Here is a 19,106-nt window from a genome sequence, read left to right as displayed (position 1 = left end):
CATATGTAAAGGTACGTTCTACTGTTCGCCGTTTTTTCTCGTCCAGCGGTTAGCGTCCCGGGTATTGAATTTATTCATGACTTTGTTATGCGCTTCAGTCAAGTCAATGTTGAGTGAATTTGCAAAACAGGACAAAATAAACAAAATATCGCCAAGCTCCATCTCAATGGAGTTTTCTTCTTCATTCGGCTTCTTTGGTTTCTCGCCGTAATAGTGATTCACTTCCCTAGCGAGCTCGCCAACCTCTTCGCTCATACGCGCCATAAGCGCTAACGGGCTGAAGTAGCCTTCCTTAAATTGACCGATATAAGCATCCACCTCACGTTGGATATCGGCTAAAGATTTCTCTGCCATGTGTGAATGACCCTTTCTTCCTTATGTATAACGCTAATATCACCTATGTTAACGTAAAGAAGCAATGAAAACAATGTTTTTTGAACCGTCTGTTAAGCTATAATACATAAATAGCCTGTTCAAGAACTTAAAAGGAGTTTACTTTATGTCCCGGAAATTCATGCTTCAGCTTCAAACCGTGCTGCCGATTCTGGTCGGTACAGCCGTCTATGCTTTTGGCCTTCACTATTTCGTTATTCCGAATCAGCTGATGGAGGGCGGCGTAACCGGTATTGGCGTATTACTCAATTACGCAGCCGGAATTCCTTTGTCTCTTTCCACGTTGATTTTGAACATACCGCTTTTCCTGATCGGCTGGAGGAAATTAGGCCTTGGCGAAATGGCCTATACCTTGGTTGGCGTCGTGTCTTTATCAGGCTTCCTAGCACTAATGGAATGGATGATCGACAAAGGCTGGATTGTCACCTTTCATAATTCCCATGATTACCTGCTTGCCGCCCTTTATGCCGGCGTTACCTTGGGAGGCGGTTTAGGCATCGTATTCCGCGCAGGCGGAACCACCGGCGGTGTAGACATTATCGCGAGGATTGCCTCAAGACGCAAGGCGTTCAGCATGGGGCAATTTATATTAATCTCGGACGCTGTTATTATCGGGATTTCCTTATTGTTCATTCCGATCGAAAAGGTTTTGTACACGCTAGTTACAGTCTTTGTTGCTTCCAAGTTGATTGATTTTATTCAGGATGGCGCTTATGCAGCCAAATCCTTCTCCATTATTACCGAGCAAGGCAAAGAAATGGCTGCCCAAATTACGACCGAGCTGGACCGGGGCGTCACGTTAATGCCGGCAAGGGGCGCTTTTTCCGGACAATCAAAAGAGGTCGTCTACTGCGTTGTTCAGCGGCAAGAAATGCGCCGTCTTAAGAACATCATACGCCGTATCGACCCCAAAGCGTTTACCGTTATTAGCGAAGTGCACGATGTGCTTGGTGAAGGATTCAAAGAAGAATAAATTAAGACAATGGCTTTACTCCATAAGGCTGCTGCTTGTACTTCCTCCAGCCTGTATAGGTAAGAACCGCCATAATAATGGCGCCAAGAAGCAAAATCCAACTAATGGGATGTGCTTCTCCAACTGGAGCAACAACCGGTTCCTCGTCCTGCGAATGACCGTTATCGAATAACCGGTTTACCGAAAACTCAAGGTCCGATATCGAATTGTCCGTCCAGTCCTGCTTGGTCTGCCCTTTCATCCCCGCTTCAAGCAGTACGTTCGTATAATGGATCCGATCACGCAATTCGTCAATCCGTTCCATTGGCCGCTGCATGGAAGCAGCGGCTTCAATGCGCGATAAATGTTGATTAAAGCTGTTCATCGCAGCTCTCGCCGCTATCGCGCCGTCATCCGTCTGCCTGTTCCAGGAGCGGTTCACCCTCTCTAAATCCTCCAGCATCACTTTCTCATACTGCAGCCATAACGCATGATCCGGGCGCAGCAACGCATCAGTCGTTAAATGAATGCGCGCCGCTGCCGTCAGCCAATCGGAGGTTACCTTGCCGTTTTTAAGCGTGTAGGTAATCGAAGCAATGCTCTCCTCCATCAGTTTCCATCCGGCAGCTTGTCCGGCATGTCTGATATCGCTCTTGTTCACAAGCTTATCCAGCTGCTGGACATATTTATAGCCGGCTTGGCGATTATTCATGTAAGCAGCTTGGTATAAAGCTGCAGCCGTCTCGTCTAGGCGAAGCAGCTCGTTCCTGGTTTCGTTTGCATTGCCTGTCCTAAGCAGGTCCGCAGGAAAGGCTTTGGCAGCCGTAACCGAACAGACGGTCATGACGATACATAAAAATAATGGCAATACAATTCGTATCTTCATGGTCATCCCTCCTAAAGAGAATTGCTATGACCACTTTATGAAGGGATGTCCATACTTATGTCTCTTTTCTTGCCCTTAATGCAAGTCCGCCGACAATAAAGCTAAAGATCGTTAAGCTGTATGTAAACCATTTGACAGCCGTCAGATCATCCATAAGCCTATCCGAAAGCCACGGAAAAACATCATACGCATAGTCTACGGTGTCATTTAGCAAAAGCCACAACGTACCAATTACGGCCGCCCATATACCGGCTTTCATAAAACGGGCATATAACAGCACTTCTACGGCCATTGCCGTATGCGAGGCCATCAGCATCCAATGCTCCCATTGAAGCGGATCCCCCTGCATGCTTCCTGCAACAATCATAGAAACCGCCCAGATGCCATATTTAATAGAAGTAACGACCGCGAGGCCTTCAATAATCATTCGCGCTCCGTTGACAAAGCGGGAGTTGCCTTGCGGCGGAAACAGCCAATACAGCAAGGTAAGAGTAAAGAACAAGCTTGCCGTTGGACTATCCGGGACAAATACAACCTGCCATAACGGATGGTTGCTTACCGTATCTTCAATCTGATTACCGTACCAGATGTAACCGTACACGGTGCCCAGGAAATTAAAGATAAACAATACCCATAAAAAGAGGCGGCTTAATAAAAAAGATCGGCTCCAGAACCAAGATATCGGTACGCCCATAGAAATATACGCCTCCTGTTTCGTCGTTTAGATTTGAAAAAACCTGACCGCATAAATACGATCAGGTTTTTAAATGTTGCTATTATTCAGCCGGCGCTTTTTGCTTCGCAAGCCAAGTTGTTAATTGGTCAATCTCTTCAGCTGACAACTGATCTTTGAAAGATGGCATGCCACCGCGTCCATTGGTCACGGTTTCAACCAATTCTTCCTTCGACAACCGGTCGCCTACGCCAGTCAAAGCCGGCACTTGCGGCGGATTGCCCTTCAGATCGTTAGCATGACAAGCAACGCATTGTGCTTTCTTGACAATGTCCATTGCCGGGTCATTCGCGTCAACCAATGCTACCGTTTTTGCCGGCTTCGATGCGCTTGGAGCTTCTTGACCTTTCTCATGTGCTTCGCGCGCTTTCTCTTCACGGACCTTATGCTCCGGAATCGAATTCGTAGCTTCCATCTCATGCGTGTAGTGACTCCATGAGATAACCGTCAAATACACACAGGCGATCAAGGACAAGAACATGAGCGATGATGCGATTGGACGGCGGTAGAACCGGCGCTCTTTACCTGTGTCCAGGAACGGAGCAAGCAGCAAGCCGCCGAACATAACAGCTGGAACCCCCATCGTACCAAGCACGATGTAGTCGCCAGAAACCCATGGATATTTCAAAAACTGATACAGGAACAAGAAGTACCAGTCCGGCATCGGAATAAAGGATGCATTCGTAGGGTCCGCCGGATAACCAAGCGGTGCACCTTCTGCAATGGTCCAAGTCAGGAAACCAACCAAGACTACGCAGCCAACCATCCATTCCTTAAGCAGGAAGTTCGGTATGAACGCTTCCGATTTACCGGGGTAGGACGTATAATCTGGCGGAATGTTCGGATGATTGCTTTTCTTCACCCGCGAGTCGCCAACATAAACGACCTTCTCGTTCGATTTATGACCGTGCGCCATAATAAATCCTCCCTTCGCTTAAAGTGGTCCCGAAATGCCTTGCTTCCGAATCATCAGGAAGTGCGCTGCAAGCATTGCAATCAAAGCGCCAGGCAGGAAGAATACGTGAATTGCGAAGAAGCGTGTTAGCGTTTGCGCGCCTACAATGTCGCCGCCGTACAGGAACTCGCCGATGTAAGGACCGATATACGGTACGGATTCTGCGATCTGTACGCCTACTTTTGTTGCAAAGTAAGCTTTGTTATCCCAAGGCAGCAGGTAGCCCGTGAAGCCAAGGCCTAACATAATGAAGAAGATCAGCATCCCTACGACCCAGTTCATTTCACGCGGTGCTTTGTAGGAACCCGTGAAGAATACACGCAAGGTATGTAAAAACATCATTACGATAACCAAACTTGCGCCAAAGTGATGCATGCCGCGAACAATGCCGCCAAATGCAACCTTATGGTTCAAGTAGTCAACGCTTGCATAAGCGTTGATAATGTCCGGTACATAGTACATGGTTAGGAACATGCCGGACAAAATTTGAATTACGGTGATAAAGAACGTCAAACCGCCGAAGCAGTAAACGAATGCCGAGAAGTGGTGAGCAGGGTTAACGTGCTCCGGTACTTCATGGTCCGCTACATCCCGCCACAGCGGCGTAATATCAAGACGTTCGTCAATCCAGTTGTACATCGATTTAAACATCTGCTATTAGCCTCCTATACACGAGAGTTCGCTTTAATCGGACCTACGTACACAAAACCGTTTTCAACTTTCACTTCATATTCATCTAATGGATGTGGGGCAACTGCAAGGTTTTTCCCGTCAACGGTATAACGTGCACCGTGGCATGGACAATCATACTCGTGATGGCCAAGCGTATTCCAACCGATTGTACAACCGAGGTGCTTGCATACCGGAGAAAGCGCAAAAACCTGATTATTTGCGTCCTTCGTAATCCAGGCAGAAAGTTCGGGATCGCTTACATACCAGCCATCGACCTGATGAATTTGGAACTTGAATTCTTGAGGCTCAGTTGTTACTTTGCTCTCTTCAACTACTTTAACCCATGTTCCCTCAGCTTTTTTTGCCAAGAGAGGATCAACCGCAAAACGGACCATAGGCAAAACCGCGCCACCAACCATAAATGCAGTCGTACCGCCGAGTGTATACGACAAAAATTGACGCCGGGACATCTCTTTGCGTTGAACCGGACGATGCGCGGTTTCTTGATGTTCGTGGTTACTCATCTTCTGTTCTAACCCCCTTTGCCAACCATTTCTCGCGTTCAGCCGCACGGCAAAACGCTTGACGAACTAGGACATAAACTATAATAGCCTAGGCGCTTGGGAGCGTCAAGAATATGGCTCGCGATTTATTTACCTATAAAATGCCATTCACAAATTTGTTGGCAATTTGTCACATTTAACCTTGCCTTAACTTTTGTTTCCCCAAAACCCATTTTTTTTATTCAAAAATACCCCCGTTTGGAAGATGACAGCGCTTTATTGTCGTTTAGGAGCCGCCGCGGTTCCACAAAGCCTGCACGGCTTTCGACACATTTGCCGCAGTTGGCGCTTCCCCTTCGCCGTCCGGACAGATCACAAGATCGGCATCCGGGCATTCCAGACCTTCCTGATTCTTAGCCGAGATGACGATGACAAACCGGAATCCGGACTCCTTTAACGATCGGCAGGTTTTCGAAACGAGTGCCCCTGCAGAGTCTCCATTCATGTAGTGCATCGCCGGATAGGTCACGATTCTTCCTTTAAAAGGGATTTCTATGAGGTCCATTACGTCCCTTAACTGCTCAAGTGCAAGTGTTGCTTCAAACGGCTGCTCTAATCCCGTCATTCCGGTGACCGGCAGCAAGCATGTGTCGAGGTAGGGCTTAAGCTCGTCCCATTGTTGCTCGGCAATGTCGCTAAATTTCATTTCCTGCTCCCTTTCCTGTTGAGATTCGTCCGTAATCTCTATGTTACCCATAAAGGGGGATTTTGCCAATCCAAACAACAAAAAAACTCCCGCTGCTATGACGGATCCTTAAGTCCTCCATCATAGGGCGGAAGTTTCTATTCGCGTAAATTAGCTCTTTAATTGATTTAATTGAGCGGCTAAACGGTAGAACGTATCCTCGTCTCCAACGGCCAACGCTTGATCGATCGCTTTGTAGATCCGATCCGAGCGAAACTTGTGAACGGCTTCATCTAATACCATCTCCGCTGCTAATCCTAGCATTGCTTCATAAGCAACTTTCATTTTGTCCATAGGATACACCTCCAAACCGGCGTTAAAGAGATCCTATCGTCTTCGACTATCGTCACGCGGTGATTCAAGTGAAAGAGTATAGGTCAACTCGTCATTCTCAGTCACAATCGAACCGGCTCCTACTTTAAGCATATTCACCATTCTGCGCGCCGATAAGTACGATTGCCCCCATTTCAATTAATATGCCATCGCCTAGTTGGTTTCATAGAAAAACTAATAGAGAAACATCCGGTCCTGATCTTCGAGATTTACTCCGGCGACAAGCGCCCTTCCCAATTTGGTCATCCGCACAACCGTCCCATGCTCCTGATGCTCGCCAATCCGAAGCATACCCAGATGAACCATCATTCCAATTAATCGGATATCCAGCACCTTATCTGCTGTATCGTAATAGAACGGTTTGACGAAGGGAATAAGCACAGTGCGAAGTGAATCAACCGTAACCCATTGCTCCGCCAGATTATTCATCCAATGCACAAGCGAATGAATATTGGGGATTGCCCCTTTGTACAACTTCAGCCAAAATTTATAGATTTGCTCCATTTCATTGGCTGGTTTGCTGCGCAACCGCTCTTCGCCGCTCGGCGATAAAGCCAATACCACGTTATCGTCCACGAAATACTTCATATAGCCGCAATAGTCAAACAGGAGAGACATTCGGTTCGGATAATGGTGAAAATGTCTGCCGTATCCGAATCGCCATTCGCCTTTACCGGGCGGTTCTTCCGAAATGGCCAGCTTTTCCAAAATCTGTCCGCTGAACCGTTTGTACATCGAGCCGTCCGCCGACAGCTGTACTTCATTGTGATAAATATAATGAAGCAGCTGATAAACATCTTCTTGAACGAGCATTTGTTCGTCCCGGTACATATGCGGCTCATCCGTGTAATGCAGCTCTGCTGTAAACTTTTTGCGCAGCGTTTCGCGGAATCTCGTTCTCAGATCCTGCGGTACCTGGAACATATAACGATTGGTTCCGGTTACTCCGTTAAACAGCCATCCCTGATGCTTGAACCTGGATATCATCTCGCGTGGTCCGGATTCTTTAGGCGCTTCGGCCTCGGCTTGCTTCTTCTTTGTGCGTTTCGTTTTCTTCTGCGGCGGTTCTTCCGCTGGGGGCTCGAGCTCGCCAAACTTGCTTTGCTGAACCCTTGCAATCAGCTCTTCCAGACTGAAGGAATCTCTCGATTCAAAGAGCAGGGAGTTCAAGAACCGCATTTCGTCCAGTTTCATACTGCTGATCTGCGCCTCAAATACATCTTTCCGGCTGACGGTAGAGAGAATCGACTGAATCAAATCATTTTTTGAGTGGCCATTGCACTCACATTGATACACGGAGGCGATCCGGCTCAATTGCTGAATATCTGCATAGCCCAACATATCCGACAAATTCATGGTATCTCTCCTTTCCGTAACTGCCCGCCGTTTGTGTCTCGTTCGCGAGCTTATTTGATTCGCTAGCAATAGTTAGTACCATTATGGGAAGAATTTTGAATTTTAAAACTAGTTGTGTGAAAAAGCTTCACATTTGGCGGTTACGTTGCAAATTGTGGCCGCTGCGCAAGCAAATGTTCTTTCGATCGCCGTTGATACCGGATTCCCTTCGATTCGAAGTTTTATGGAGGGGAATCCGGATATCAAAAGCGAACGCTGAGCTTCTCAATGAACATTTGCTTGCTCCGCTTCCGCTCGCTCGTTTTTCACACAAAAAGCCTTGTAAAATTCAAAGGCGGGAACAGCAACAAGGGCTGCCATTGATATTGGCAGCCCTTGTTCTTCATAAAAAAAGGCTGCCAAATTAACGGCAGCCCAAACTGTTGTAAAAAAAATAAATTGACGAGGAACGAGCGGCGAATGTATCTCTTGGAGGAAAGTCTATGCTTCCGAAGCAGCTTTCTTTCAGAAAGCTTTTAAGCGTACGCCTTTGTCACTTCTGAATACACCTTATCAAATCTAATCCATATTCAGAATGACAACAGTTGCCGGAAGGAGATACATTTCCGAGAATGACCTATTTCGTCAAACTCTCGAATTCGCCTCCTCAAGGTGACGAGTGCAATTATATAGAAGCGGAGCCCATTGTTCATCCTTCAACTGGAGAATCGAGTAAGAAAGATTGCCCAGATGCTGCTTCTCGAGGTCGGCGCAAAGCGTGTCAAACATTTGCGCCAGAAACCCGCCATGGGACACAACCAACAGCCTGCCTTCTGGCCGCTGTTTCTGCCAATCCTGCAGAAATGCCATTCCCCGGGCACGGACCTCCTCGTCCGTTTCCAATCCTCTCGCTACTTCACGCCAGTTCTCTCCCCAACGCTCCACTCTCTCGGGCAATGTCAGACCTTCGACTTCGCCGAAATTTCGTTCCCGCAATCGCGAATCGCCCTCCAGCAGCGGAATATCCAACTTGTCTGCAATTACTTCAGCCGTCTGGCGAGCACGCTGCAAATCACTCGATATAACGGCGTCCCACAGCTTCTCATCTAGGCTTAAGCGCTCGGCAAGTGCATTCGCCTGCTTTTTCCCAAGCTCATTTAACGGAATATCAGTCTGGCCTTGAATCTTCCCTAGCGCATTCCAATCGGTATTGCCGTGTCGTACCATACCAATAATCAATTGTGATTCCTGCCTTTCCGACTATAAATGAGAAAACCTCTACCGCGGCCCTGAATGGAAACGGCCACGGTTAGAGGTTGAATATCTGAACAACACCTTTGTTAAGCTTGTGCATTAGCTTCGCGTTCTAGACAACCAGTTCAAGATTAACAACGTCATCACAACCCCAAGAAGTGAAAGTGCTACCCAATATTGCGGGAAGGTTGGAACGACTTGCAAAACAAACGGGTCACTAACGCTTGCCACGGGAACTTCAAATTCCGCGCTAATGACAAAATCACTGCCCGATGCATTAGCAGTATCCATTAATCCGGTTAGTTGCGCCATTTTTTCTTCCGGTGTGCCATGTTCGTTGCCTTTGATGAAGAAAATAAGCGAACACGCGAAAATTGCTAAACAAGCGGACAACACAATAGCAAGGTTACGCCTGAAAGCAGGCGAGAAATAATAGCTTTTCTGGGACACCGGCATCAACCACGATTGTTCAGCATAAATGCGATCCATAACGCTGCGATTGACATGCTCCATCTGGGCTGTAACAACTTCATCCTCTTCCGAAAGCTTAAGGATCATTTCTTCGCTTTCTTCCCATAGACGGTATTGTTCAGCACATTGCTCGCAGTCGAGCAAATGGGCTTCCATCGCTTCCCGTTCGGCATCTTCCTCTGATAAATATCCGAAGACATCGAACTTGTCTTGTACGTCATCGCATTTCATCGCGTGTTCATCCCTTCGTATTCTTCCATCATCGGCGTCTCGCCAAAGTAAGGCTCAAGCTGCGACTTTACGCTGGCTCGTGCCCGGAATAACAACGATTTTACGGAGCTGACCGTTTGGCCCAGAATATTTGCGATCTCCTGATAGTCTAACTGGTCATATTCCCGCAGAATGAGTGCTGAGCGTTGTTTCTCAGGTAGATTGTTAATCGCTTCGCGAACCATCGCCATCCGTTCGTTGCGCAACACATGCTGCTCCGGCACTTGGTCTGGCGGAGCGGCCGGCATCATATTCGACTCATCGAGCGGGACGTGAGCCGACTTCTGCTTGCGCAGTTCACTAAGCACGGTATTTCGTGCTATCGTATACAGCCACGTCGAAAAAGAAGCATCCACTTCGCGGAAGGAATGGAGGCTGCGGTATGCTTTATAAAACGTTTCCGAGCACAAATCCTCAGCGAGCAGCTCCAGCTTGGCACTCTTCAACATATGATAGATAAATGCTAGTATCTTGCGTTGGTAACGGCGCATCAGCTCCGAGTAGAGCTCGATGTTACCGTCCTTAATCTCACGTATTAATTGGGAATCAGTCATGACAGGCGAACCTCCTCACCTGCGAATTCTTCTTCCCAGTTCGATTATGTATCCTTATACCGAACCGGAAGCGAAAAGTTGCGGTTATTATCATAAAAAATTTCAATAATACGATGTATGTAATTCGATTCATAATAGCCAAATTCCTTCTTGTTTCGACAAAAAGGATTTTAACCCATATTTTAACAATACCCACTGTCCTTCCGTATTGTAACATACCTCTTCCTGTTAGTCTCAAAAAATAAGTAAACTCTAATTTCTGATTGCAGGATTTTGTCGGAATTAGAGCAAAAGGCATGTCCACTAAAAAAGAACAAAAAAAAACCACTCCGAAGAGTGGTCAGCATTCATGTTGAACGCTATAGTTTTGGATAGGAGTGGAGAGAAACCATACTGTACTTTTATTATATGTATACGCTTCCACAATGTCAACGGTTTTTTTGAAAACGCTTAAACTTTTTTCGCCTTGATAAATCTAATCATGAATCTAAATCTTTGAAAACAAAAAAACCTCTTTCGAGGTTTTATTGACGAACGGTATATCCGGTTTTGCCGAGAAGCTCCATCGCTTGGTCCAGATCTTCTTGAGTCCGGAACGATAAGCGAAGCACGCCGGGAACATCTTCCCTGCTCTCGATAATATTGATGTTGCTAAGGTTAATACGGGCACTGCCCAGCTCGCTGGCAATATTGCCGATAATGCCGGGATGATCGGGTACATCCACGTAACAATCGTATAAGGAATGAATCATGCCTTTGCGTCGCTCAGGCAGCTTACTGCGGAATTCACCGGCTGTCTGGAAGGCTTCCTCAATCGCATCGCCGTTCAAAGCTTCCAGCATTACCGCAAACTTCTCCACTTCGGCATTCCAATCCTTCAGAAGCTTTAACAGAACCACGCGGTTGTTGATTAGTATATCCCGCCATACAATCGGGTCGCTTGCCGCGATTCTCGTAATATCCCGGAAGCCCCCGGCAGCCAGCAATTCGTACAAGCCGTTATTCTCATTGTAACCGCGGACCTGATTAACGAGAGCTACCGCGATAATATGCGGCAGATGGCTAATTGCGCCTACAATCTCGTCATGCGAATTTGCATCAACGCTGACAAGATGCGCTCTTGTATGAACCAGAAGGTTTCTCAGCCGTTCCAAAGCCTCCGGCGGTGTAGTCTCTTCCGGCGTCAAAACATAAAACGCGTTCTCGAACAGATTCGTGGAGGCTGCTTCAACACCCGAGCGTTCAGAACCTGCCATTGGATGGCCGCCGATGAACGACACGCCATTCCGTTCCAGTCTTCTTCCGCACTCGGCCACCGAAGCTTTCGTACTGCCTACATCCGTTACGATGCAGCCTGGCTTCAATTCAAGCTTGCCGAGCTCCGTTACGTATTCCTCCAGCTTGCCGACAGGCACGCACAGGAATATAAAATCTGCACCTTCGGCTGCTTCGCGCAAGGAAGTTGTCGCATAATCAACAACTCCCCTCTTCATATATTTTTCAACGGAGGACTGACGGTTCGAGTAGCCTACAACGGTAAGCTCCGGTTTGCCTTTGAAGCAAAGCGCCAAAGAACCGCCAATCAATCCTACCCCAAATATCGCGATCTTCGTCATAAGGCTATCCGCGCACCGCCGCTTCCTGCAGAACTAGCTCAAGAGCTGCGATAAACTTTTCGTTTTGTTCCGGAGTACCTACCGAGACGCGGATGTGAGTCGGATAGTACGTCCAGCGCGGCCTTACGATAACTCCTTTGCGAAGCAACGACTGGAATACGTCAGCTGATGGAAGCTTTGTATCAACCATGACAAAGTTGCCGTATGCCGGGAAGTAGCTCAAGCCAAGACGGTCGAAATGGTTCGTCATGTATTCAATGCCCGCACGGTTCTGCTTGCGGCAGAACGTAATGAAATCATCGTCGGCAAGAGATGCTTTTGCCGCTACTTGTCCGAGACGGGTCGTATTAAACGGTTCACGGATTTGATTCATATATTGAATGACATCCGCGTGGCCGATTCCGTAACCGATACGCAGCGATGCCAGACCGTAAATTTTCGAGAAGGTGCGAAGCACGATCACGTTACGGTATTTTTTCAGCAGCTTAATGCCGTCCGGGAAACCAGGCTCGTCCACAAATTCGCAATACGCTTCATCCAATACGACCAGAACATCCTTAGGGACCTGATCCAGGAAGGCGGTTAACTCTTCTTCAGAGACGATTGTGCCGGTCGGGTTATTCGGATTGCACACCCATACCAGCTTGGTGCGGTCCGTAATCTTAGCCAGCATCGCCGGAAGGTCATGTTTACCCTCCTTTAATGGTACTTCAATAATGCGGGCATTTTCGATTTCTGCGTTATGTTTGTATTGGGAGAACGTTTCGTCGGCCATAACCGTTTCGTCCCCTGGAGCCAGGAAAGTTCTCGCCAGCATAAGGATAATGTCGCTCGAGCCCGTGCCAAAAATAATCTGATTGGACTCTACACCGTATTTTTCTGCTACAGCGGCAGTAAGCTCAAAGCTGGCACCGTCCGGATAGGTTGCAATTTGATCTAATTCATTTATAATAGCTGCTTTCGCCTGTTCCGAATAACCAAACGGGTTCTCGTTGGAAGCAAGCTTGATAACCTCGTCTAATCCTAGCTCTCTCTTCACGTCTTCAACCGGTTTTCCCGGCTGATAAACAGGGAGATGCACGATATTGCTTTTTGGCTGCATCGCCATTCACCTCTTTGTCATATTGGCCATATTGGCTAACCGCATGTTTTCTATTGTCTCACATCTTGTCAAGGTTTTAAAGGGTCGTCTTATAAAATAGGAATTGGAGCACACAAGGCGCAACGAATCTGTCATCCTTTGGCAGGCAGCCCAAATGCTTAGAATTAAAAAAAGGACAGAGCCAGCAAGCTCTGTCCTTTCGCATCAGCCCTTGAATCCGGCAACAAAGCTGCGGATTTCGGCAAGTCCATCTTCCCGCTTCGAAGAATCGCTTAATTTAGGAAGCGTTTCTTCGATTTTGCGCACAATCGCGCTGCCTACGACTACGCCGTCGCAGATTTTCTCGAACCGCTCCACCTGCTCGCGGCTGGAAATACCAAAGCCCACGGCAATTGGCAGGTCTGTTGCTTCGCGAACCGTTGCAAGGAATTCGTCGATTCCGCTGTGGAATTCGGCACGGACTCCCGTTACCCCCAGCGAGGATACGCAGTAGACAAAGCCGCGTGCTTTCTTGGAAATGCGGACAACGCGGTCCTTAGAAGTTGGGGCTACCAAAGGAATAAGGTGAACGCCTTTCGCTTCAGCCAGCGTACGTACTTCCTCATCCTCTTCAATCGGAAGATCCGGAATAATAAGACCGCTGATTCCCTTTTCCACGACAAGATTCATAAAGTCCTCCAGGCCAAATTGCAGCACCGGATTGAAATAAGTAAACAAAATAAACGGCAGCTTGACGCCGGCTTCACGGGCTTGCGCAGCCGTCTCGATGCAATCCAGAATCGAAATACGGTTCTTAAGAGCGCGTTCGGATGCCCGTTGAATAACGGGACCGTCTGCAAGCGGGTCGGAATAAGGGACACCAAGCTCAACGAGATCCGCGCCTGCTTGTTCAAGCTCTTTAATAATAGCGATTGATGTAGGGATATCCGGATCCCCAATCGTCAAAAACGGAATAAGCGCCGTCTTTCCTTCTTGCTTCAATTTGGCAAAAGCAGCATCAATCAAATTCACGCCTCCGCACCTCCCAGGTAACCCATGATCGCTTCGACGTCTTTATCGCCGCGTCCGGACAAGCTGACAACGACAATTTTATCTTGATCAAGCGTTGGAGCCAGCTTAATCGTCTGCGCAATCGCATGGGCTGATTCCAATGCCGGAATAATGCCTTCCGTACGGGACAGCAATTGAAGAGCGTCAAGCGCTTCCGCATCGGTAATCGGGAAGTATTCCGCGCGGCCGGAATCCTTTAAGTAAGCATGCTCCGGTCCGATGCCCGGATAGTCAAGCCCCGCCGAGATGGAATGAGCTGGCTGAACCTGGCCGTATTTATCCTGCAGCAAGTAGCTCATCGAACCCTGGAATACGCCATGGCTGCCCATGGTCATCGTAGCTGCATGCTCTTCCGTATCAATACCCCGTCCCGCTGCTTCAACCCCAACAAGACGGACGGCTTCATCTTTAATAAACGGATAGAAAATACCGATGGCATTGCTTCCGCCGCCAACCGCTGCAACCACATAGTCCGGAAGACGCTCTTCCGCTTCGACAATCTGCTTGCGGGATTCGTCACCGATAATACGCTGGAAGTCGCGGACCATCATCGGATAAGGATGCGGACCCGTTGCGGAACCCAAAATGTAGAACGTATCGTCTACATGGCTGACCCAGTAGCGGAGCGTCTCGTTGCAGGCATCCTTAAGCGTACGGGTGCCTGACATAACAGGTACAACCTCTGCTCCAAGCAGCTGCATGCGGAATACGTTAAGCTGCTGGCGCTTCATGTCTTCTTCACCCATGAATACTTTGCATTCCAGTCCCAGCAAAGCGGCAACGGTAGCCGATGCAACGCCGTGCTGGCCTGCGCCGGTTTCGGCAATGACTTTTGTTTTGCCCATGCGTTTGGCAAGTACAGCCTGCCCGATCGTATTGTTGATTTTGTGAGCGCCGGTATGGTTCAAATCTTCGCGTTTCAGGTAGATCTTTGCGCCGCCAAGATGCTGGCTTAACCGTTCCGCGTAATAAAGCGGCGTCGGACGTCCCGAATATTTGTGCAGAAGATCATGAACCTCCTGCTTGAAGGATTCATCCTGCGAATAATGTTTATAGGCTTCTTCGAGCTCCAGCAAAGCGTTCATCAGCGTCTCCGGTACATACCGGCCGCCAAATTTGCCAAAGCGCCCGTTCTCGTCTGGTACTTGGTTCATCGCTCTATCACCTTTCTAACGAATAGTCTAATCTTCTCGATGTCTTTACGGCCGTCCGTTTCAACCCCGCTCGATACGTCAATACCGTCAACAGGGTTGCCTGCCAGTAGTTCTCCCACATTGCCGGGATGAAGTCCTCCCGCTACGTACAAAGGAACATCAATGGCTGCTGCTGCATTCTGATAGTCCGTTATAAGCTGCCAGTCAAAGGTTTGACCCGTACCGCCGCCTGCTGTATCGATCAGAATGGCGTCTACGGCTCCCTCATAGGCGGAAACACGAGCCTGAGCGTCAGCGCCGTCTTTTCCGATAGAGAATACTTTCCATACCTTCTTATCCAAGCGGTTCTTAACCAGACGGCAAAATTCCGGCGTCTCCTGCCCATGCAGCTGCACGACGTCAAGAGGCGCTTTCTCCACAATTGCTGTCAGTTCCTCAATTCCGGGATTAACGAAGACGCCTACCGTTTGAGGTGCTTCACCCTCAGCTGCCTGAAGCCGCTTGGCTGACTCGATTAGAACGGCTGCCGTTTCCGAATCGACCTGGCGTTTGCTTGGCGCAAACACGAATCCGATCTCGTGAAAAGGAAGTCCGTTCATCTCCGCAATGGTAGCAGTATCCTTTAATCCGCAAATCTTGATTCTTGGCGATGCCGTCATGCCCGCGTCACCGGACCCATAAGGTCGATAACAGCCTGTCCGGCATCCGGCTGGCGCATGAAATGTTCGCCGATCAGGACGCCTTGCGCACCGACGGTTTGAAGGTAATCCATGTCCTTGCGCCCTGCAATGCCGCTTTCGCTTATTACCGTAACTCCTTTGGGTATGAGATCGATAAGAGCCTCTGTCGTGTGAAGATCGGTTACGAAGGACTTCAGGTCTCGGTTGTTAACGCCAATCAGGGTCGCTTTATCAAGCTCTAGAACCCGCTCCAGCTCTTCGCGGTCATGAACCTCTACAAGAACGTCCATGCCAAGCGATTTTGCCGTGTCATACAGCTCCGACAGCTCGGAAGATGTAAGAATTGCTGCTATTAATAGTACCGCATCCGCTCCGATAACACGAGCCTCGTATACCTGACGGTAATCGATAATAAAATCTTTGCGGAGCAGCGGATTGCTGACCGTCTCCTTGATCAGGGTTAAGTATTCATTGGAGCCTTGGAAATAATCGCGGTCCGTCAGCACTGATAAACAGTCCGCGCCTGCGCGCTCATAAGCGGCCGCAAGCTCGGCAGGATGAAAATCAGGACGGATAAGGCCTTTGGATGGGGATGCCTTCTTCACTTCCGCAATCAGGCCGACATCCCGTTTGCGGCCGGACGTTAGCGCGCGTTCGAAGCCGCGGCATTCGGGAAGCGAAGCGATTTTGCGTTCATAATCGGCTAGCTGGAAGTCCGAAGCGAGATGAGCAACCTCTTCCCGCTTCGTTACTACGATTTTATCAAGAAACATGAGTCAACTCTCCTGTCGTCTGAATAAGCTTTTGCAATTGCTGATTTGCCATGCCGGAATCAATCATCTCGGCAGCCAGCGCTACGCCTTCGCGGAGTGAATCCGCGCAGCCGCCTACATAAATGCAAGCCCCTGCGTTAGCAAGCACGATATCGCGGTAGGCACCGCGCTGTTCGCCGCTGAAGATCCCGCGGATTAAAGCCGCATTCGTCTCCGGATCTCCGCCGATCACTTCGGATATCGGATAGCGGGAGAGCCCCAGCTCTTCCGGAGTCAGTTCATAGGTCACCACTTCACCGCTTCGCAGCTCGGAGATTTGGGTTGGCGCCGAAATGCTGATCTCATCCAATCCGTCCACGCTGCTGACAACCATTGCCCGCTTCACGCCTAGCTCGTTTAATACGGCTGCGATGGTGGATGTTTTGGTACGGTCGTACAATCCGATCAACTGACGGTCGGCGCCAGCCGGATTCGTTAAAGGACCAAGCATATTAAAGATCGTGCGGACGCCAAGCTCACGGCGAGGTGCTGCCGCATGGCGAAGGGAAGGATGATAAAGCTGTGCGAACATGAAGCAGATGCCGATTTGACTCAGGCATTCGGAAGCTTGCTCCGGAGTGAGCGTAATGTTCACGCCTAGTGCCTCGAGTACATCCGCGCTGCCTGCTTTGCCGGACATCGCCCGGTTACCGTGCTTCGCTACGCGAATGCCGGCAGCCGATGCGATAATAGCGGAAGCGGTGGAAATATTGAATTTATGAATACCGGAACCGCCCGTTCCGCAAGTATCAAGCAAGCCCTCCTGCTTTGTCTGCACATGGCTGGAATGCTGGCGCATCACTTCCGCAAACCCTGTAATCTCATCCTTCGTCTCGCCCTTCATGCGAAGAGCTGTAGCTACTCCCGCAATTTGCGAAGGTGTAGCATTGCCGCTCATAATAATATCCATCACCGACCGGGCTTCTTCGCGAGTCAGATCGGTGCTGCTCATCAGCTTGTTTAAAGCTCCTTGCATCGTTACCTGTTTTGTCACCAAACTCATTTTACAACACCTCTCCGCTTGTTACATAGTAGTCCGCGTTAACCGCCTGTTCAGCCGAACTCTTTCGTTTGCCAAAAACCGCTTCCGCAGCGCGAATCGCCTTAAGGCACGCTTTTGCTTTATTGACCGTTTCCATATATTCGCTCTCCGGAACCGAGTCCCATACGATCCCCGCTCCGCTTTGAACGTAAGCCTTGCCGTTCTTGAACACAATGGTCCGGATTGTGATGCATGTATCCAGTGATCCTCCAAATCCGAGATAACCAATTGCCCCTGCGTAAGCGCCGCGCGCTTCGTTCTCGAGCTCAGCGATAATCTCCATCGCCCGAAGCTTGGGAGCGCCGGATACCGTACCGGCCGGCAGACAGGACAGGAAAGCGTCGAAAAAGTCTTTGTCCTCGCGAAGCTTGCCGGATACGTTGGACACGATGTGCATGACATGCGAGTAACGCTCAATCTCCATATAGGCATCGCATCGTACCGTGCCGAATTCCGATACGCGCCCTATATCATTTCGTCCAAGGTCCACCAGCATCAGATGCTCCGCCCGTTCCTTCTCGTCGGCGAGCAATTCCACCTCAAGCGCCTTATCTTCCTCCGGCGTTTTGCCGCGCGGCCTTGTTCCGGCAATCGGGCGGGTCTCGACTTTGCGGTCGCCGTTAACCTTTACGAGCGCTTCAGGCGACGTGCCTACGATTACTTCATCTCCCATTTTCAAATAGTACATATAAGGAGACGGGTTCATCGTGCGTAGCACGCGGTATACATGAAGCGGATCAACCTCGGTTTCGATGCTGAAGCGCTGAGACAAGACCACTTGGAAAATATCGCCGGCGCGGATGTATTCCTTCGCCTGTTCAACATTCGAGATAAACTGTTCCTTCGTCAGGTTCGACTGCACATCGCCAAGCTCAGGATCAACCGGAATCGACGAACCCGATGTTACCGGAACCGTAATTGGCTGCTGCAAACGTTCGATCGTTGCCTCGATCTTGGCTGCCGCACGGTTATAAGCCTTCTCGATATCCGCGTTGGTTGCTGCATGAGGGATATGAACATTCCCGATAATTTGCAGCTGCTGCTTGAAGTGGTCAAATACGATAACCTGGTCGCAGAACATAAATTGCAAATCATTCATTTGCAAGTCATCAATGCGGTGCGCCGGAAGGTTCTCGTAATATTGGAGCAGATCATATCCGAAATATCCGATCGCACCGCCCGTAAATGGCGGGAGCTCCGGCAGCGACGGGCTGCGGAAGCCGCGCAGCTGAGCCTTCAAGAGCTCAATCGGCTTCTCGTCGAACTCTTGCTTCTCTCCGTTATGCTCCAGTACCATCTTGCCGTTCTTCCCGTAGAGCATCATGAAAGGATCCGTCCCGATGAATGAATATCTCGCCCATTTCACTCCGCCCTCTACGCTCTCAAGCAGGAACGCGTGCTGCTCCTTCGCAAAATGCTGGAACAGCCTGATTGGTGTTTCTGTATCTGCAAGAATATAGCGTACAATCGGAATAATATTGTATTGGTCGGCCAGCTTCGTTACTTGCTGCAATTCATTTGTCATGGGGGGGTTCCTCCTCTTGGTACTCGCGTATGGGTTAGAAGGGCATTAAAAAAGCCCCTGCCGGGAGCA

At 49.2% G+C, this 19,106-nt stretch carries 21 protein-coding genes; 1 reads left to right on the top strand and 20 read right to left on the bottom strand.

The genetic code is table 11. The features are described 5' to 3' along the window. Window positions 1–18 precede the first annotated feature (18 nt). Window positions 19–354 carry a nucleotide pyrophosphohydrolase gene (locus tag PJDR2_RS12390; RefSeq protein WP_015844036.1) on the bottom strand — a complete coding sequence of 112 codons (336 nt, stop codon included), beginning with the start codon at window positions 352–354 and terminating at the stop codon, window positions 19–21. Window positions 355–499: 145 nt separating this feature from the next. On the opposite strand from PJDR2_RS12390, the gene PJDR2_RS12385 reads away from it, so the two are divergent. Continuing rightward, entirely contained in the window at window positions 500–1,366 is an 867-nt protein-coding gene (locus tag PJDR2_RS12385) for a YitT family protein (RefSeq protein WP_015844035.1), read from the top strand. Window position 1,367: 1 nt separating this feature from the next. On the opposite strand, the gene PJDR2_RS12380 is transcribed toward PJDR2_RS12385, so the two are convergent. The 19 genes from PJDR2_RS12380 to trpE form a co-directional block, all read right to left on the bottom strand. Next, window positions 1,368–2,105 (bottom strand): sporulation protein YpjB, encoded by a 738-nt coding sequence (locus PJDR2_RS12380; RefSeq protein ID WP_416202272.1) that lies wholly within the window; start codon window positions 2,103–2,105, stop codon window positions 1,368–1,370. A 181-nt stretch (window positions 2,106–2,286) separates the two neighbouring features. Then, window positions 2,287–2,925 carry a DUF1405 domain-containing protein gene (locus PJDR2_RS12375; RefSeq protein ID WP_015844033.1) on the bottom strand — a complete coding sequence of 213 codons (639 nt, stop codon included), beginning with the start codon at window positions 2,923–2,925 and terminating at the stop codon, window positions 2,287–2,289. Between the two features lie 82 nt (window positions 2,926–3,007). After that, complete coding sequence (locus PJDR2_RS12370; RefSeq protein ID WP_015844032.1) at window positions 3,008–3,880, bottom strand: menaquinol-cytochrome c reductase cytochrome b/c subunit; 873 nt, start codon at window positions 3,878–3,880, stop codon at window positions 3,008–3,010. A gap of 18 nt (window positions 3,881–3,898) precedes the next feature. Further along, entirely contained in the window at window positions 3,899–4,570 is a 672-nt protein-coding gene (gene qcrB, locus PJDR2_RS12365; RefSeq protein ID WP_015844031.1) for a menaquinol-cytochrome c reductase cytochrome b subunit, read from the bottom strand. Between the two features lie 14 nt (window positions 4,571–4,584). Next, the gene (locus PJDR2_RS12360) at window positions 4,585–5,115 is read right to left on the bottom strand and encodes a ubiquinol-cytochrome c reductase iron-sulfur subunit (protein WP_015844030.1); all 531 of its coding nucleotides are present in this window, start codon (window positions 5,113–5,115) and stop codon (window positions 4,585–4,587) included. Between the two features lie 265 nt (window positions 5,116–5,380). Beyond that, the gene (locus tag PJDR2_RS12355) at window positions 5,381–5,800 is read right to left on the bottom strand and encodes a DUF2487 family protein (protein WP_041614236.1); all 420 of its coding nucleotides are present in this window, start codon (window positions 5,798–5,800) and stop codon (window positions 5,381–5,383) included. Between the two features lie 150 nt (window positions 5,801–5,950). Next, entirely contained in the window at window positions 5,951–6,133 is a 183-nt protein-coding gene (locus tag PJDR2_RS12350) for an IDEAL domain-containing protein (protein WP_015844028.1), read from the bottom strand. Between the two features lie 213 nt (window positions 6,134–6,346). Continuing rightward, window positions 6,347–7,528, bottom strand: coding sequence for a hypothetical protein (locus PJDR2_RS12345; RefSeq protein ID WP_015844027.1), 1,182 nt, complete (start codon window positions 7,526–7,528; stop codon window positions 6,347–6,349). 624 nt (window positions 7,529–8,152) lie between these two features. Beyond that, a complete protein-coding gene (locus PJDR2_RS12340; protein WP_015844026.1) occupies window positions 8,153–8,746 on the bottom strand; it encodes a histidine phosphatase family protein in 594 nt (197 codons plus the stop codon). A 114-nt stretch (window positions 8,747–8,860) separates the two neighbouring features. Next, window positions 8,861–9,463, bottom strand: a complete 603-nt coding sequence (locus PJDR2_RS12335; protein WP_015844025.1) for a hypothetical protein — start codon at window positions 9,461–9,463, stop codon at window positions 8,861–8,863. Then, on the bottom strand, window positions 9,460–10,056 hold the full coding sequence (locus PJDR2_RS12330) for an RNA polymerase sigma factor (RefSeq protein ID WP_015844024.1): 597 nt from the start codon (window positions 10,054–10,056) through the stop codon (window positions 9,460–9,462). The genes PJDR2_RS12335 and PJDR2_RS12330 overlap by 4 nt, the downstream gene beginning before the upstream one ends. 524 nt (window positions 10,057–10,580) lie before the next feature. Continuing rightward, the gene (locus tag PJDR2_RS12320) at window positions 10,581–11,672 is read right to left on the bottom strand and encodes a prephenate dehydrogenase (RefSeq protein WP_015844023.1); all 1,092 of its coding nucleotides are present in this window, start codon (window positions 11,670–11,672) and stop codon (window positions 10,581–10,583) included. Window positions 11,673–11,676: 4 nt separating this feature from the next. Continuing rightward, window positions 11,677–12,774 (bottom strand): histidinol-phosphate transaminase, encoded by a 1,098-nt coding sequence (hisC, locus tag PJDR2_RS12315; protein ID WP_015844022.1) that lies wholly within the window; start codon window positions 12,772–12,774, stop codon window positions 11,677–11,679. A gap of 204 nt (window positions 12,775–12,978) precedes the next feature. Beyond that, window positions 12,979–13,785 carry a tryptophan synthase subunit alpha gene (gene trpA, locus PJDR2_RS12310; RefSeq protein ID WP_015844021.1) on the bottom strand — a complete coding sequence of 269 codons (807 nt, stop codon included), beginning with the start codon at window positions 13,783–13,785 and terminating at the stop codon, window positions 12,979–12,981. Continuing rightward, window positions 13,782–14,978: a tryptophan synthase subunit beta gene (trpB, locus tag PJDR2_RS12305; protein WP_015844020.1), complete on the bottom strand. Its 1,197-nt coding sequence runs from the start codon at window positions 14,976–14,978 to the stop codon at window positions 13,782–13,784. Before trpB ends, trpA begins: the two co-directional genes overlap by 4 nt. Next, the gene (locus tag PJDR2_RS12300) at window positions 14,975–15,637 is read right to left on the bottom strand and encodes a phosphoribosylanthranilate isomerase (RefSeq protein WP_015844019.1); all 663 of its coding nucleotides are present in this window, start codon (window positions 15,635–15,637) and stop codon (window positions 14,975–14,977) included. Before PJDR2_RS12300 ends, trpB begins: the two co-directional genes overlap by 4 nt. After that, window positions 15,634–16,431, bottom strand: coding sequence for an indole-3-glycerol phosphate synthase TrpC (gene trpC / locus PJDR2_RS12295; RefSeq protein ID WP_015844018.1), 798 nt, complete (start codon window positions 16,429–16,431; stop codon window positions 15,634–15,636). Before trpC ends, PJDR2_RS12300 begins: the two co-directional genes overlap by 4 nt. Next, window positions 16,421–17,473 (bottom strand): anthranilate phosphoribosyltransferase, encoded by a 1,053-nt coding sequence (trpD, locus tag PJDR2_RS12290; protein WP_015844017.1) that lies wholly within the window; start codon window positions 17,471–17,473, stop codon window positions 16,421–16,423. Before trpD ends, trpC begins: the two co-directional genes overlap by 11 nt. 1 nt (window position 17,474) lies before the next feature. Then, window positions 17,475–19,037, bottom strand: coding sequence for an anthranilate synthase component I (trpE, locus tag PJDR2_RS12285; RefSeq protein WP_015844016.1), 1,563 nt, complete (start codon window positions 19,035–19,037; stop codon window positions 17,475–17,477). Window positions 19,038–19,106 lie beyond the last annotated feature (69 nt).

It is taken from the genome of Paenibacillus sp. JDR-2 (assembly GCF_000023585.1).
GTDB lineage: Bacteria > Bacillota > Bacilli > Paenibacillales > Paenibacillaceae > Pristimantibacillus.
The sequence above is the reverse complement of the archived record's forward strand: the minus strand, read 5'-3'. Positions and strand labels throughout refer to the sequence as shown.